At 55.1% G+C, this 12,546-nt stretch carries 17 protein-coding genes and 4 pseudogenes; 7 read left to right on the forward strand and 14 right to left on the reverse strand.

The genetic code is table 11. From position 1 onward, the window contains the following. Positions 1-361: 361 nt before the first annotated feature. From DR88_RS00485 to DR88_RS29090, 5 genes and pseudogenes are all read left to right on the forward strand, one after another. Positions 362-727: a hypothetical protein gene (locus tag DR88_RS00485; RefSeq protein WP_025861963.1), complete on the forward strand. Its 366-nt coding sequence runs from the start codon at positions 362-364 to the stop codon at positions 725-727. Beyond that, a pseudogene (locus DR88_RS29085) lies at positions 727-1,238 on the forward strand (IS91 family transposase); the annotation flags it as partial. The gene DR88_RS00485 and the pseudogene DR88_RS29085, both read left to right, overlap by 1 nt. Before the next feature lie 78 nt (positions 1,239-1,316). Beyond that, positions 1,317-2,027 (forward strand): annotated as a pseudogene (locus tag DR88_RS29540) (IS110 family RNA-guided transposase); the annotation flags it as partial. A gap of 213 nt (positions 2,028-2,240) precedes the next feature. Continuing rightward, positions 2,241-2,396, forward strand: a complete 156-nt coding sequence (locus DR88_RS31205; protein ID WP_164993475.1) for a hypothetical protein — start codon at positions 2,241-2,243, stop codon at positions 2,394-2,396. Beyond that, positions 2,384-2,824: pseudogene (locus DR88_RS29090) on the forward strand (transposase family protein); the annotation flags it as partial. The gene DR88_RS31205 and the pseudogene DR88_RS29090, both read left to right, overlap by 13 nt. A 58-nt stretch (positions 2,825-2,882) precedes the next feature. Here DR88_RS29090 and DR88_RS0127165 read toward each other — a convergent pair. The 14 genes and pseudogenes from DR88_RS0127165 to parM form a co-directional block, all read right to left on the reverse strand. Further along, on the reverse strand, positions 2,883-3,299 hold the full coding sequence (locus DR88_RS0127165; protein ID WP_001044773.1) for a type II toxin-antitoxin system VapC family toxin: 417 nt from the start codon (positions 3,297-3,299) through the stop codon (positions 2,883-2,885). Then, positions 3,296-3,526: a type II toxin-antitoxin system VapB family antitoxin gene (gene vapB / locus DR88_RS00480; protein ID WP_001261277.1), complete on the reverse strand. Its 231-nt coding sequence runs from the start codon at positions 3,524-3,526 to the stop codon at positions 3,296-3,298. The genes DR88_RS0127165 and vapB overlap by 4 nt, the downstream gene beginning before the upstream one ends. A 142-nt stretch (positions 3,527-3,668) precedes the next feature. After that, the gene (locus DR88_RS00475; protein ID WP_044246604.1) at positions 3,669-3,941 is read right to left on the reverse strand and encodes a DNA polymerase III subunit theta; all 273 of its coding nucleotides are present in this window, start codon (positions 3,939-3,941) and stop codon (positions 3,669-3,671) included. Positions 3,942-4,128: 187 nt separating this feature from the next. Further along, the gene (locus DR88_RS00470) at positions 4,129-4,320 is read right to left on the reverse strand and encodes a hypothetical protein (protein WP_001568047.1); all 192 of its coding nucleotides are present in this window, start codon (positions 4,318-4,320) and stop codon (positions 4,129-4,131) included. Between the two features lie 42 nt (positions 4,321-4,362). Then, positions 4,363-4,869 (reverse strand): antirestriction protein ArdA, encoded by a 507-nt coding sequence (locus DR88_RS00465; RefSeq protein ID WP_013214014.1) that lies wholly within the window; start codon positions 4,867-4,869, stop codon positions 4,363-4,365. 42 nt (positions 4,870-4,911) lie between these two features. Beyond that, a complete protein-coding gene (locus tag DR88_RS31375; protein WP_004152356.1) occupies positions 4,912-5,340 on the reverse strand; it encodes an antirestriction protein in 429 nt (142 codons plus the stop codon). Positions 5,341-6,020: 680 nt separating this feature from the next. Further along, positions 6,021-6,788 carry a YubG family protein gene (locus DR88_RS00455; protein ID WP_025861961.1) on the reverse strand — a complete coding sequence of 256 codons (768 nt, stop codon included), beginning with the start codon at positions 6,786-6,788 and terminating at the stop codon, positions 6,021-6,023. Between the two features lie 53 nt (positions 6,789-6,841). After that, positions 6,842-7,261 carry a DUF1380 family protein gene (locus tag DR88_RS00450; RefSeq protein WP_025861960.1) on the reverse strand — a complete coding sequence of 140 codons (420 nt, stop codon included), beginning with the start codon at positions 7,259-7,261 and terminating at the stop codon, positions 6,842-6,844. A gap of 9 nt (positions 7,262-7,270) precedes the next feature. After that, on the reverse strand, positions 7,271-7,492 hold the full coding sequence (locus tag DR88_RS00445; RefSeq protein ID WP_025861959.1) for a YubE family protein: 222 nt from the start codon (positions 7,490-7,492) through the stop codon (positions 7,271-7,273). Further along, positions 7,492-8,193 (reverse strand): DNA methylase, encoded by a 702-nt coding sequence (locus DR88_RS00440; RefSeq protein ID WP_001568041.1) that lies wholly within the window; start codon positions 8,191-8,193, stop codon positions 7,492-7,494. The genes DR88_RS00445 and DR88_RS00440 overlap by 1 nt, the downstream gene beginning before the upstream one ends. A 71-nt stretch (positions 8,194-8,264) precedes the next feature. Beyond that, positions 8,265-8,434: pseudogene (locus DR88_RS31600) on the reverse strand (hypothetical protein); the annotation flags it as partial. Between the two features lie 195 nt (positions 8,435-8,629). Continuing rightward, entirely contained in the window at positions 8,630-8,860 is a 231-nt protein-coding gene (locus DR88_RS00435; RefSeq protein ID WP_001568040.1) for a hypothetical protein, read from the reverse strand. 63 nt (positions 8,861-8,923) lie between these two features. Beyond that, positions 8,924-9,583, reverse strand: coding sequence for a plasmid partitioning/stability family protein (locus DR88_RS00430; protein WP_025861958.1), 660 nt, complete (start codon positions 9,581-9,583; stop codon positions 8,924-8,926). Positions 9,584-9,585: 2 nt separating this feature from the next. Further along, on the reverse strand, positions 9,586-10,557 hold the full coding sequence (parM, locus tag DR88_RS00425; protein WP_004150759.1) for a plasmid segregation protein ParM domain-containing protein: 972 nt from the start codon (positions 10,555-10,557) through the stop codon (positions 9,586-9,588). 232 nt (positions 10,558-10,789) lie between these two features. Here parM and umuD point away from each other — a divergent pair, with 232 nt between their 5' ends. Both umuD and DR88_RS0127175 read left to right on the forward strand, forming a co-directional pair. Continuing rightward, positions 10,790-11,221 carry a translesion error-prone DNA polymerase V autoproteolytic subunit gene (gene umuD / locus DR88_RS00420; protein WP_001568036.1) on the forward strand — a complete coding sequence of 144 codons (432 nt, stop codon included), beginning with the start codon at positions 10,790-10,792 and terminating at the stop codon, positions 11,219-11,221. Continuing rightward, positions 11,221-12,492, forward strand: coding sequence for a Y-family DNA polymerase (locus tag DR88_RS0127175; RefSeq protein WP_004150760.1), 1,272 nt, complete (start codon positions 11,221-11,223; stop codon positions 12,490-12,492). The genes umuD and DR88_RS0127175 overlap by 1 nt, the downstream gene beginning before the upstream one ends. Positions 12,493-12,546: the final 54 nt, after the last annotated feature.

Here is a 12,546-nt window from a genome sequence, read left to right on the forward strand (position 1 = left end):
ATCATGATTAACACCAGACTTAAAGATAATATCCTTTGCCTTCAATGAGGTATTTAAAATATAAAATTCCGTTTTTTGAAATTCATCACAAATATATACGCGCTATAGTGAAATAATCTATTTAAGTAATTTAAGATTACTTACAAACATACATAAATAAACTAAAATACAAGGTATGGTCGGAGGGATAATAATAAATAGTGTCTGATACTTCCAAACAGTAGCGCATAATACCGCTACACTTTTTCAACCCCATGTTTTCTTCCCGGGAATCAAGTAGGCAGCCTGGCGGCTGCGGCTTGTCATGGCCTGAGAACATCATTATAAAAACAGACAATATTATTATCTTTCAGGTAGTTATATGGCCCGTTCAGCCAAGCCCCGTAAACGAATACCTGCACCTCAAAGAAGCAAATATCCCCGCTATGTCGTGAAACTTCACGAAGATGACTTCTTTGACGAAGAAGACGCAGAAGTTCTGCGCTTTGATAGTTTTGACGATACCGTTGAGTGCTGCGCAGACCTGAATATTCCGTTCTTTGTGGATGCGGGAAACAAAAAGCTGGTCTTCTGGTTTGTACGTGTTGATGACGAAGGGTATCCGGAAATAGCCCGCTGCACGGAGCGGGAGTTTGCGGCTATTCTTGCCGGTATCAGCGCCGGCGGTATGTACTGCCCGGAGTGTGGCACTGTTCACTGGCCGGATCGTGTTACCCCGCCCTTCTGATGCTTCCCCGTTTTGCGGATATTTTTCAGCAGGGTAACCGCTGGCTTAACTGGCTGGAGAAACAGCCGGAAGGTTCCGTGCGTCCGGTGGTCATTGAGTCTGTGACAAAAATTATGGCGTGTGGGACCACCCTGATGGGGTACACACAGTGGAGCTGTTCCTTACCGGACTGCTGCCATACAAAAAAGGTCTGCTTCCGGTGTAAAAGTTGCTCCTGTCCGCACTGCGGAGTGAAAGCTGGCGCACAGTGGATACAGTATCTGCTGAGTCTGGTCCCCGACAGCCCGTGGCAGCATATTGTGTTCACGCTTCCCTGCCAGTACAGGTCCTTGGTGTTCCACAACCGGTGGTTACTGGCAGAGATGAGCAGTATCGCAGCGGATGTCAGGCAGATGTGGAGCCGGGGATATTCACGGTAATCCATACATGGAGCCGGGACCAGCAGTGGCATCCACATATTCACCTGTCGACAACAGCCGGAGATGTTACGTCAGACCACACCTGGGAAAACGGGGATGCGGACGATTTCCTGGACTGCTTTATCATTCCAGCCCGCATTGTTGGCGGTACAGTTTGGGGCTGACGGCTAGGTAAAGAAATCGCTGTCAAAACAGAAGAACAGCAGTCAGTTCTTGTGTTGCACCGGCCCCACAGGCAACTGGTGAAGTTCCGCACCATGCAGACTAACTCACTGCACGGCACGCTACTGGAATTTGGTGAAACCATTCACAAAGGTCGGACAGCAATGGAGCGAGAGTTTCCAGAAGCACTGGAGCGAATGAAAGAGAGATTGCCACCGTCTCTCATTACTGTGCTGGAAAACCAGTACAACCGGCTGAATGAGCTGGACTCACTGATAGAGGATATTGAAAAACAGATTACCAGCGTGGCGAGACAGAATGAAACCTGTAAGCAGTTGCTGGATATTCCCGGCGTTGGGCCACTTATTGCGACGGCAGCGGTGGCCACCATGGGGGAAACATCAACGTTTAAATCAGGGCGAGAGTTCGCGGCTTATGTTGGTCTGCTGCCCAAACAGACTGGCTCAGGAGGGAAAATCCGCCTGCTGGGGATGAGCAAACGTGGTGACATTTATCTCCGGACATTATTTATCCACGGTGCAAGGGCTACGGCATTAGTAGCTAAAGAACCTAGTCCATAGATAACAGAACTGAAAAAGCGATGTCCGGCCAGCGTGGCAATCGTCGCCATGGCAAACAAGCTGGCGCGAACGGTGTGGGCAATAGCCGCTCACGGACGTAAATATGACAGGAACCATGTCAGTATCAGGCCATATTAATCGTAAGCGTAAACTGACCGCCGTATGTAGCCATTAAGCCAGTATTGGTAACGTAGGTGCCCACTTTTTCAACTAGTGGACACCTGTTAGGCCTAGTGGGAGCGAAGCTGCAAAATGCGACATCTGACTTTTTTGAACTGGATCTGAGTAAAAATCACTCACCTGTGAAATGGTTACCATAGCGGTTACCCATTGATGATTCAGGGAGTTGGGATGTTGTTACAGGAGAAGGCTTTTGATGACATGGACGAGTGGCATTTGCTTGCTGACGAGCTTTCCCTGCTACCGGGGATGACCGATACGGGGCGTCTGGGATTTGCCCTTCAACTAAAATTCCGACAGGTTCAGGGCTCGTTATGGGCAACGTAATGCACTCTCTTAAGACACTTCTACAGTTACCTTGCGGATGGCGATGCAGTCGACAAATTATTAGCTCTGGCGGTATAACCCTCCATCTCCACGGAAAACGCAAAACAGCACAATGTCCTGAATGCTTTAAGCGTAGCGACTCTGTTCATAGTTGTCGTCGGCGCCGGATACAGCATCTACCCTGCTCAGGGCAGACGCTATGGCTTGTATTTTCCGTCCGCCACTGGTACTGCCGTAACCCGGCTTGTTCACGTAAAATTTTTGCCGGGTCGCTTGCTCCCTTCGCCAGTTCACACCAGCAGTCTTCACAGGCGTTACAAAATTTACAACGTCAACTGGGATTAATAGCTGGAGGTGAGGCTGGAAAACGAGCTGCAACGGCAGTGGGTCTCCGTTGCAGTGCTGATACTCTTCTTCGCAGGGTTATACAGCCCGTATACGGACTGTTTCCTGGTGCCCTTATCTCCTGACTTCGAAAAGAGTGTCTTACTTCACCCAGTCTTCCAGCACCAGGTCAGGCACCCGCTCAAATTCTCTTGTATTATTCGTCACCAGTATCGCCCCGGCGGCGATGGCGTGCCCGGCAATCGCCGTGTCGTTCGGGCCGATCGGCGTCCCGGCCAGCCGCAGTGCCACTTTAATCTTCGTGGTGGCGTCTACTGCGGCGCGATCCCAGGGCAGGATGGCATCGAGGCGGGCGCAGAATTCATCGACCAGTTGGACGTGACGTGGTGAGGCCTTTGGGCCGGTAGCCCCGAAGCGCATTTCAGAGTAGGTGATGGCCGAGACCACTATACGGTGGCCGCGTAGCACCGCCTGCTCCAGACGTTTCAGGACGGTTTCTGGCTGTTCACGCATGATGAACGAGCAGATACAGGTATCAAGCATATAAGTCTTGTTCACAGGTTAAATCGCCCTTCGTCGCTGACAACATCCTCGCGCTCCGCCATAAAATCTGGATCGGCTTTTTCGTACTCCAGGAATGAGCCCCAGGTTGGCCGGACGGGGCGCAGGATGATGCTGTCCCCTTCCCGGATGATCTCGAGCTCTCTCACCCCCTCAAAATCCAGATCACGGGGCAGACGGATGGCGCGGTTGTTGCCATTTTTAAATATCGATACGGTTCTCATGTTCTTTCTCTCCCGAGCATATGGATATGTGAAACATATCCGGAATATTCAAAGCACCGGGTGTGTGCATATGTTTAGTATAGGCAGATGCGTGGCATATGTATAGCTGTAGCATATGTAGATGCCAGGCATATGCATATACTTAACATATCTCTATTTCTTTCTTTTTTATCGGAGATCCGAAAATATTATATTCGGGCGCATTTGCGCGCGGCAGCTGCTGACTGTTCAGTCGATGTACGCGGAGCCGTTCATGGAAATATTCGCGCAGGTGTTCAGGCTGTTCCCGTTCAACAAGTTCCGGCACGACGGGCTTGTTCATGCGCTCCTGCCAGGCAACAGCAGCAGCCACCTTATCGACGGCAACTTTATCCTGCTCCTCCTTTGAAAAAGAGGCGATATTCCACTTTGACATATGCTTTACCGGTCTGCTTTACAGGAAGATATCCCTGATAATACGCGAATTCCGGGGCAACAGCGACTGACAACGGAGAGGAGAGTGCGCGGCGCCGGAGGCGCGGCGACGTCTCTCTCCGGCAGGCGCAGCCTGCCCGGGTTTTCGCGCGGCCGGAAGCGGCAGAGGTTCCCCCCTGCCCTGTGATTTATCGTGCCTTTCCCCCCTGAAGAATGAAATGGCCGCCAATATAGACGGCGCACTGACAGGTCATGTATTCGCAGATTTCATCCATCACCTGCGCAGTGGTCAGTTCCCGCTGACCGGCATCGCGGCGGCGGGCATTAATCAGGGCTTTGTACTGTCGCAGGATATCGCGGCTTTGTGGTGCAAGTTTCATGTGCTTTCTCCTTAACCGGCGGGCTTCCCCGCCGGATAGTAATCAGTTGCTGAATACATAGCCTTCATGGAAGACATAGCCGCTGCTGAACAGATCCCGCGCGTAAGCCTCATAATCGAAATAGACGCGCAGGGATTCAGGCACCTCGTTTAACAGGCCGTGATCCTCCACAAAGCCATAAGCAAAATCCTCCTCGCTTTCAGCCTCGCCACAATACGCCTCATCAAAGGCGTCATAGTCGCACTCGCCGGTATAGTCCGCCCAGGCCACAAACGCGGCAGCGCGTCCTTCGTCCTGCGCCTGCCGGAATGCCTCGATAAACGCCCACTTAACAGAGGATTCAGAGGCAAACTGAGACGGGATCCCTTCCCAGTCCTGAAACATAAACTCGGGGTCATCCTCGGCGGCATGCAACGCCCGGCAGGCGTCATAAAATTCGTCTTCGTCGTCGAAGTCGGTTAAATCAAACCATTTGCCAAAAATACTGCCGCCGTTGTACTGGTGATATGTGCCCACGTAGACGGCCGGAACGGTTACTGATGAAGTCATTTTTGTCTCCCTGCGGGGCGGTGTAACCGCCCCGGTCGTTAATCAGTCCAGCGCGGCGTAAATAGCACTGCATTCGGGGTGAAAGGTGATGTGATTCCAGAGCTGGGCATCACGCAGCATATAAAGGCGAGTCAGCGCCGGGTTACTGCTGTCATGATGGGCCGCCAGACGGCGATTAATCGCCAGGCTGGTCAGAATAATGCCCGCCGCGTCGGCGCTGACAGTGCGATCAAACCAGTTTTCGCTACTGACCAGATGTACCCGGCCACAATCCGGCATCATGTAGCCGCCCCCCTCCGGCAGGCGAATAAAATGCCAGAAGCCGCCCTCATAGCCGGGCATCCATTTTTTGGCCAGAGCGTACACCTGTAATTCCGCGAGCATGAAATCCGTGCCGAACAGGTACGGCATAAAAGACAGGCGGTCGGACTCCTCAACATTCAGGACCGGGCATGTATTCACATACTGCATGGATAAACCTCCGTAATCACATAGACTGCGGCACCGGGTTGTGCCGTGCCGACACGACAGCCCGGCGAAAAGCGGAAGATGCAGGGGCGACACCGGAGGCCGCAGCGCAGATATAGCGCGAAGCTGGTCTGGACGGTTTTCGAGCGAAACCTGAGCGAGAAAACGACGGGAAGAACGGCGAGCATCATAAAAAACCTGCGACCGGGCGAGGATGGCGGCGTCAGCGCACCCTTGCATCTGCAGCGGCCGGGCTAAAGTGAAGGCACGGCACTACCCGTCGCGATGCAGGAGGTTGAATACAGGGTTTCTCTCCCCCGTTTTTCGACCACCGGGAGAAAAGCGGAAGCAGATGTCGCAACGCGACAGACGCAGTAATAAGGCCACGGACCGGAGGGATGGGGCCGGGTGAAGCGGAGCCGGCGGCAACGGCAAGCCGGCGACTGCCTTATCCGGGGATGGCGGCGCCAGCGAACTCCAGCCTCTGCGGCTGCCGGGCTAAAGTGAAGGCACGGCACAGCCAGCACACGGCACGGCGATAACAGAGGGTTGTGTTCACCCAAAAGGCCCGGAAACCGGGCCGGGTGGACGCGGAGCCGGCACGGCGACATCCTTATCGCACCACACCTCCTGTGCCGGCAGGCTGACAAGGGAGGGTCCCCCTCCCCTGACGCTCCGGGCTGTCACTCCTGAGTTCTGCTGGCGCGGGCCTCTCTCACCATTTCCCTTAAAACCCGGCGATCAAACCAGCGCCGGACCGGAGTGTCCGTAAAACGCAGCTGATCAGCGATAACCCCTGCGCTCCTGATAGTTTCCTCCCGCTCGTTAACCAGGGTGAGCAGGACCGGGCAGAATCGCGCATCGCGAATAAGAATGGCATCGAGGACCTGATCCAGCCTGTCGGTTTCGTCTTCGTCCAGGCAATTATCATGATCATACTCCACGGCCAGCAAGCGCCAGTCACCGATCCGCCTGTCCATCAGACGGGGAGTGACGGACGGCGTAAGCGCGGCGGCGATGCGCTTCGTATCCCGGTGGACGATTTCCGATATCTGCGTGAGGGAGGCTTTCAGGAAGGCCAGCAGATCGTCACATTCCGCCGCTGTCAGCCACTCCTGAGCGTAAGGCAGGCGGATAACCTGACAGTCAGCCAGCCGCTCCGGATGCGGATATGCCTGCACCGGAAAGAGATGCAGACGAGCCGGGGTTCCCGCCAGCCGCCGGGCGCTGGCGAGCAACAACGCTGCCCGGCCATACGTCAGCGGCTGACAAAGCTGTTCCGTAAGCGTGAGGATTTCCACGCCACTGAGAGAGCCGCAGGCGGCAAGCCAGCCGGGTACGGTTTCGGGGGCGACGGGCGCCATATCAACAGTGTCGGGCCAGCCAGCCTGGCGCAGCATCCGGTCGCCGTGACGCAGAATAAGCGCGTTAAGGGTTTCTTTTTTCATCATTATCGTCTCTGTCCGGGTTATATCACCCCGCCGCGTGGCGGGGCGATCTGCTGTCAGCTTTTCAGTAATGCCCGCACTTTTGCTGTATCCGCCAGGCGGCGCATTACGCTTTCCGGCACCGGGAGATTGCGATCCCGTGCGGTCCATTCCCTGTCCCACAATGCCTGTTCGGCGGTAATCAGCAGGGTTTCAAGCAGGTCAACCGGCACAGTCACCCTCTGCCCGTTCTCTTTCACCTGGTCTATCAGTGCCATCACCAGGCCGGCTGACACGCCCGACTCAAGCCGTTGTTCTTCCGGTATAGTGTCCATGCGTTCCAGTACTGCCCTTACGTCATGTTCTGAAAAGGAATATTCCATCCCGTCAGCCAGTGCTTCAATATCCGCCGGGGTCCAGATAATCAGGTTCAGCGGGGCTTCTGCGGGATATTGCTCATTCAGCATCCTGCAAAGATCTTCACGGGTTCCGTACATGTTCTCTCCTCAATCCAGAAAGCTTTCATCGAGCATCAGTGCAATATTGAACGCCTCATCCAGCAGGACGCTGAGACGTCGCAGACTGATACCGGCAAGCCGTTCCGCCAGTCCGTCGTACCGGTAGTGGTACGTGTCTTCCAGCACTTTCAGGGTGGTTTTCAGGTCGCAAAGATTGTTCGCCAGCCCGGCCATATCGCGGCGCAGGGCTTCGTGTCCGTCGTAATTCATTACGCGGCCTCCGGAAGCCATTCATCGTTCGCCGCCGGGGTATTTACGGCCCGGTGCATGGCGGCCAGTCGTTCGGTTCCGGCCCGGTGGTACTGCGCCAGCATTTCGATGCCGATATAGCGGCGTCCGGCACGGTATGCAGCGACGCAGGTCGAACCGCTTCCGGCAAACGGGTCGAGAACAATCGCGCCCGGAGCGCTGAATGACTCAATCAGCGGCTGTAGCGCCTCCACTGGTTTCTGCGTCGGATGCAGGGTATTACCGGTATACGGGAAGGGCAGCACATCCGGCAGCGGTTTAAGGGGCGGCACGGGGCGGCCTTTGGCAAGGACATAAGCCCCTTCATGGCAGTAGTCCACAAATCCGCGTCGGGCCCTGGCGTTACGACGGTTGGAGGCATAGTTTTTGGTGAACACAAGCTGGCCCACGGCATAGAATCCTGCCGCCTTCCACGCGGCCATAAAGCGGTCCACACGGTTCCAGCCGTAGAAGCTCACCATCAGCGCGTCTTTTTTAAGGACGCGGTACATCTCCAGCGTGGCCGGTTGCAGCCATTCGTCCGTCACATCCCCGGCAATCTGTCTGCCCTGACGGTCCTTAAAACCGACGAGGTAAGGCGGATCGGTCACAATAAGGTCCACGGCACGGTCGGGGAATCCGCGCATCACATCAATACAGTTCCCGAGAATGAATCTGGACATGGCAGCACTCCTGTAGTCTGAGGGGGCAGGAGGCATCACCGCGATACCGTTCCCTGCCGCACGCTGCCTGTTCATCGCGTCCGGTCACGGGTCAGGCCGACCGTGGAATACCGCAGCCGTCCGTCTTTTGGACGGCAAGGATATGCCGCGAAAGCGGCTTGAAGGGCGTTCCTTAAAAGGGCGAGGGACTGGCGTACACTCTCAACGACGCCGGGCCGGAGCGGAAAAACCGCCCGTCCCGTACCAGACCGGACGCGAGACACTGGCAGCGGGCGGCAGGCTTGCGTTAACTCCAGGCGAACGGGGAATTACCGGCATACCTGTCCACAAATCCGGGGCTTAAGATTGTGGATAACCTGAAGGCAAACGACGGAGAAGCGCGGGAGAACAGACGCCACCACGCCTGTTCTTTTTTTGAACAACCGGAAAGTTTATATCAGCGGTTCAGGGATTTATCCCCGGCCAGTGACAGGCCAATATAGACGCCCGCCCCCCAGATGACCTGCGACAAAATGAAAACCCACTGCGGAACGTCGAAAACCAGAAGCGGAAGCAGACATACCGTCACAATGCCAATCAGCCGGCTGCCAAATTTTCTGCGCACCGGTTCACTGCTGTCGACGGGAATGCGGGCGAGACGGAGAACATTTCTGAATCCTGGTGACATGAGAACCTCCCTGGGGATGTCAGTCATTTGAAATCGGTATAGTAGTGGATGTGATTCGTACTGTTAGTCACCGAATGCACGCCGCATATTTTTCTTTATTTCCCGGGTATCCGCCCCGGCAGATGCTGCCGGCGTATCCGGTACTGCAGCTGCAGCCCTGTTCACGTCAGCGGTGCCGGCCATCTGCTGAACCAGAGCCTGCAGCTCACTGACCGAGGTGGGCGGTACCGGCATACTGGCCAGCAGGCGCGGCAGTTCCGGCGCCGTCGTGTGGAGGGCAAGACCGGTGATAATCAGGTTTCTCAGCAGATCCCCACGCAGACGGGATGACGCTTCCGTCAGCACACTTTCCACCCGTTCCCCACTCCGGCCATTCTGAAGCGTCAGGGTGTAACGCCGGCGCTGGTATTCTGTCTCCGGTGACACGGGCAGAGCTGCCTCACCATTTTCGGGCTCATCCGGAAGGCCGGTGAGTGAGGACCAGGTTCCGGAGACCAGGGCCATCACGGCGCAAAGGCGGACAGCGCTCAGTTGCCCGGCAAAGAACACCGGGATCAGCGCCGGTAAACGGGCATCCACCTGGTATACCACCGCCCCGGCGGTGGCGGCGGTACGGATGAACTCACCGCGCAGGGGCTGTGAGATGGTGCTGATGGTTGCCATCGCCGCGATGTCGGTGCGATCGTCGCTGTGCAGATAGAAAGAATACTGGCCGTCCGGCACGTTTAGTCCTCTTTATTGTAAAGGGCAATCTCCCTGGCCAGCGCCATCTGCGGATCGCCTATAACCTCGATACGGTCATGAGCCAGAGGCCAGGCCTGACGGATAGCTTCTTCTATGAGGGAAGCCCCTCCCCCGACCAGGAATACCCGGTTAACGTTCCTGAAGGCCGTCAGCTCACTGGTGACACGCGCCCCCAGGGAAGTGATTGCCTCTGTTATTTTGTTCCGAACCTCGTCAATTTTACCGGCATCGTTGATCACACGCTGCAGATACTGACGATCACTGCGGTTGCGGATGACAGTGTCAGCGATGAGGGCGCTGGTTTCGCTGTCTGCCGCACGCAGCGCGCCTGCAGCTGCGCGGGTGACCTGTGACACGCCGACAGACGGATTACCGTGCACCGCACTGATATCATCAAACTGGCCGACAATCACACCGGCATCGAGCGTGGTACCACCGAGATCGATAATCAGGGTGGTCTCAGCGGGGCCGGGTTTCAGCTCCGCGAGACGGGAGAACGCCGCCGGTAGTGATTCCGGCATCACCTTCACGTCCGTTACGGTAAATGCCCTGCCCTTATTCAGAACCAGCTCACGCATCAGGTTTTCCCGTTTGCGTCGTATGTTCTCCTCGTTCCGCTGGCAGTCCCCGTCGTAATACTCACTCAGGGGCAGCGTCACGGTCAGGCTCACCGGCTGCGGCTCCAGTCCGCTGTTCAGCAGCGCATGATGCACGGCCAGCAGGTTGAGATCACCGTACTGATATTCCACGTTTGTTGTCGGGATGGCATCCCGGCTGACGCTGTCCCAGGTGTATTTCAGCGTACCCACCTGATAGTTGAACGTTGCCGCACTGAATTCCGCCACTTTCCAGCCATGCCGGAAGGAGTTCGCAGAAACCCGGGTCTGAAGCTCATCTCCTTCAAACCATGCCAGCTTAACATTAGTTGAACCATCATCGCAGTAAATATTCATCAATATGCTCCGTTAATTACACTCATTTTGATACCAATTATAAGAGCAAAATGAAAAAATCAAAGTAATATTTCTCAATGTGAGCAATATAAAGATATCAAAATGATTAATTTAAGCATTTTGAACACCTTTATTTACTCAAAATGTTCTTAAGGCATGCGATCTGGATTATCGTCACGCTGTTAAATATACTGTATGTATAACCAGTAAAATTAGAGTGTCAGGAGGAAAGATGAAGCTACAACTTTTCAGCACCGGGAAAGAACTCCCGCCACAGGCCCATCCATTGTTTGCCGATCTGGCCAGCTGCGGTTTTCCCAGCCCAGCTGCTGACTATGTCGAGTCCGATCTGGATCTCCATGATTACTGCATACGGCATCCGAGCGCGACGTACTACCTGCGTGCCAGCGGAGACAGCATGGCCGACGGCAGTCTGTACAATGGCGATCTGCTGGTTGTGGACAGTGCTGAAAAGCCGCGGCACGGCGATATCGTTGTCGCCAGCGTACAGGGGGAGTTTACGGTTAAACGGCTTCTGCTGACGCCTCGACTGACGCTGCAGCCCATGAATGCCTCCTGGTCGCCGATTTATCCTGATCCCGACGAGCTGGATATCTTTGGCGTCGTCACGCATATCATCCACCGCCCGAGGGAGATGTACTGATGTTTGCCCTGGCCGATGTGAACAGCTTCTATGCCAGCTGTGAACGTGTTTTCCGCCCGGATTTGAAAGGAAAGCCGATAGTCGTCCTGAGCAACAACGACGGGAACGTAATCGCTCGCAGTGCCGAGGCGAAGCCCTGGATCAAAATGGGAACTCCGTGGTTTCAGATAAAAAACGAAAGATACCCGGAAAAAATATATGCGTTTTCAAGTAATTATGAACTTTACGCCTCGATGTCGGCGCGCGTGATGAACTGCCTGGAGGAACTGGCCCCCAGGGTGGAACAGTATTCAATTGATGAGATGTTCCTTGACCTGACCGGCGTGGAGCACTGTATGGAGCTTGAGGACTTCGGCCGGCAGCTGCGTCAGCACGTGTATGACTGTACCCGCCTGACCATTGGCGTGGGCGCCGGGCCAACGAAAACCCTCGCAAAATCAGCCCAGTGGGCCTCAAAAGAGTGGAAACAGTTCCGTGGTGTGCTCGCACTGACCCGGGGGAATCCTCAGCGAACGCGGAAACAGCTTTCACTGCAGCCGGTCGAAGAGATCTGGGGCGTGGGAAACCGTATTGCACGCAAGCTCCATGTACTGGGTATCAGGACCGCGCTCGATCTGGCCCTGACGAACCTGGCCTTCATCCGGAAAAATTTCTCCGTCGTTCTCGAGCGAACAGTACGCGAACTGAACGGGGAAAGCTGCATGTCGCTTGAGGAAGCCCCACCAACGAAACAGCAGATTGTCTGCAGCCGCAGTTTTGGAGAGAAAATCACGGAGTACGATTCGCTCCGCCAGGCTGTTTGTCAGTACGCAGAGCGGGCCTCTGAAAAACTGCGTAAAGAGCACCAGTATTGCCGGCATATTTCCGTTTTCATCAAAACGTCTCCGTTCGCCATTAAAGAGCCTTACTACGGCAACGTGGCTACGGAAAAACTGCTTACACCCACTCAGGACACCAGGGACATCATTGCAGCCGCCACAATGGCTCTGGAGCGTATCTGGAGGGATGGGCACCGGTATGCCAAAGCCGGAGTTATGCTGAATGACTTCACCGGCTCCGGCGTTTCGCAGCTGCAGCTGTTCGACGAACGCCCGCCACGCCCTCACAGTGCTGAGCTGATGAGGGTTCTGGACGGGATCAACAACTCAGGGCTGGGTAAAGTATGGTTTGCGGGGCGGGGTATTGCCCCGGAATGGCAGATGAAACGGGAGATGCTTTCTCCTGCTTATACGACACGATGGTCAGATATTCCAGCAGCGAAACTGGCGTGAAACTTTGGCGATTTCACCTTGAAATTATCAGCCTAAACTCCCTAATTACAATAA

Origin of the sequence: Klebsiella pneumoniae (assembly GCF_000742135.1) — a bacterium.
In the GTDB taxonomy this organism is placed as follows: Bacteria; Pseudomonadota; Gammaproteobacteria; order Enterobacterales; family Enterobacteriaceae; genus Klebsiella; species Klebsiella pneumoniae.

Coding starts and splice junctions, on each gene's coding strand:
- DR88_RS00485 (WP_025861963.1), top strand. CDS start 362: ATGGCCCGTTCAGCCAAGCCCCGTAAACGAATACCTGCACCTCAAAGA.
- DR88_RS31205 (WP_164993475.1), top strand. CDS start 2,241: ATGTTGTTACAGGAGAAGGCTTTTGATGACATGGACGAGTGGCATTTG.
- vapB (WP_001261277.1), bottom strand. CDS start 3,526: ATGAGAACCGTATCGATATTTAAAAATGGCAACAACCGCGCCATCCGT.
- DR88_RS00475 (WP_044246604.1), bottom strand. CDS start 3,941: ATGTCAAAGTGGAATATCGCCTCTTTTTCAAAGGAGGAGCAGGATAAA.
- DR88_RS00470 (WP_001568047.1), bottom strand. CDS start 4,320: ATGAAACTTGCACCACAAAGCCGCGATATCCTGCGACAGTACAAAGCC.
- DR88_RS00465 (WP_013214014.1), bottom strand. CDS start 4,869: ATGACTTCATCAGTAACCGTTCCGGCCGTCTACGTGGGCACATATCAC.
- DR88_RS31375 (WP_004152356.1), bottom strand. CDS start 5,340: ATGCAGTATGTGAATACATGCCCGGTCCTGAATGTTGAGGAGTCCGAC.
- DR88_RS00455 (WP_025861961.1), bottom strand. CDS start 6,788: ATGATGAAAAAAGAAACCCTTAACGCGCTTATTCTGCGTCACGGCGAC.
- DR88_RS00450 (WP_025861960.1), bottom strand. CDS start 7,261: ATGTACGGAACCCGTGAAGATCTTTGCAGGATGCTGAATGAGCAATAT.
- DR88_RS00445 (WP_025861959.1), bottom strand. CDS start 7,492: ATGAATTACGACGGACACGAAGCCCTGCGCCGCGATATGGCCGGGCTG.
- DR88_RS00440 (WP_001568041.1), bottom strand. CDS start 8,193: ATGTCCAGATTCATTCTCGGGAACTGTATTGATGTGATGCGCGGATTC.
- DR88_RS00435 (WP_001568040.1), bottom strand. CDS start 8,860: ATGTCACCAGGATTCAGAAATGTTCTCCGTCTCGCCCGCATTCCCGTC.
- parM (WP_004150759.1), bottom strand. CDS start 10,557: ATGAATATTTACTGCGATGATGGTTCAACTAATGTTAAGCTGGCATGG.
- umuD (WP_001568036.1), top strand. CDS start 10,790: ATGAAGCTACAACTTTTCAGCACCGGGAAAGAACTCCCGCCACAGGCC.
- DR88_RS0127175 (WP_004150760.1), top strand. CDS start 11,221: ATGTTTGCCCTGGCCGATGTGAACAGCTTCTATGCCAGCTGTGAACGT.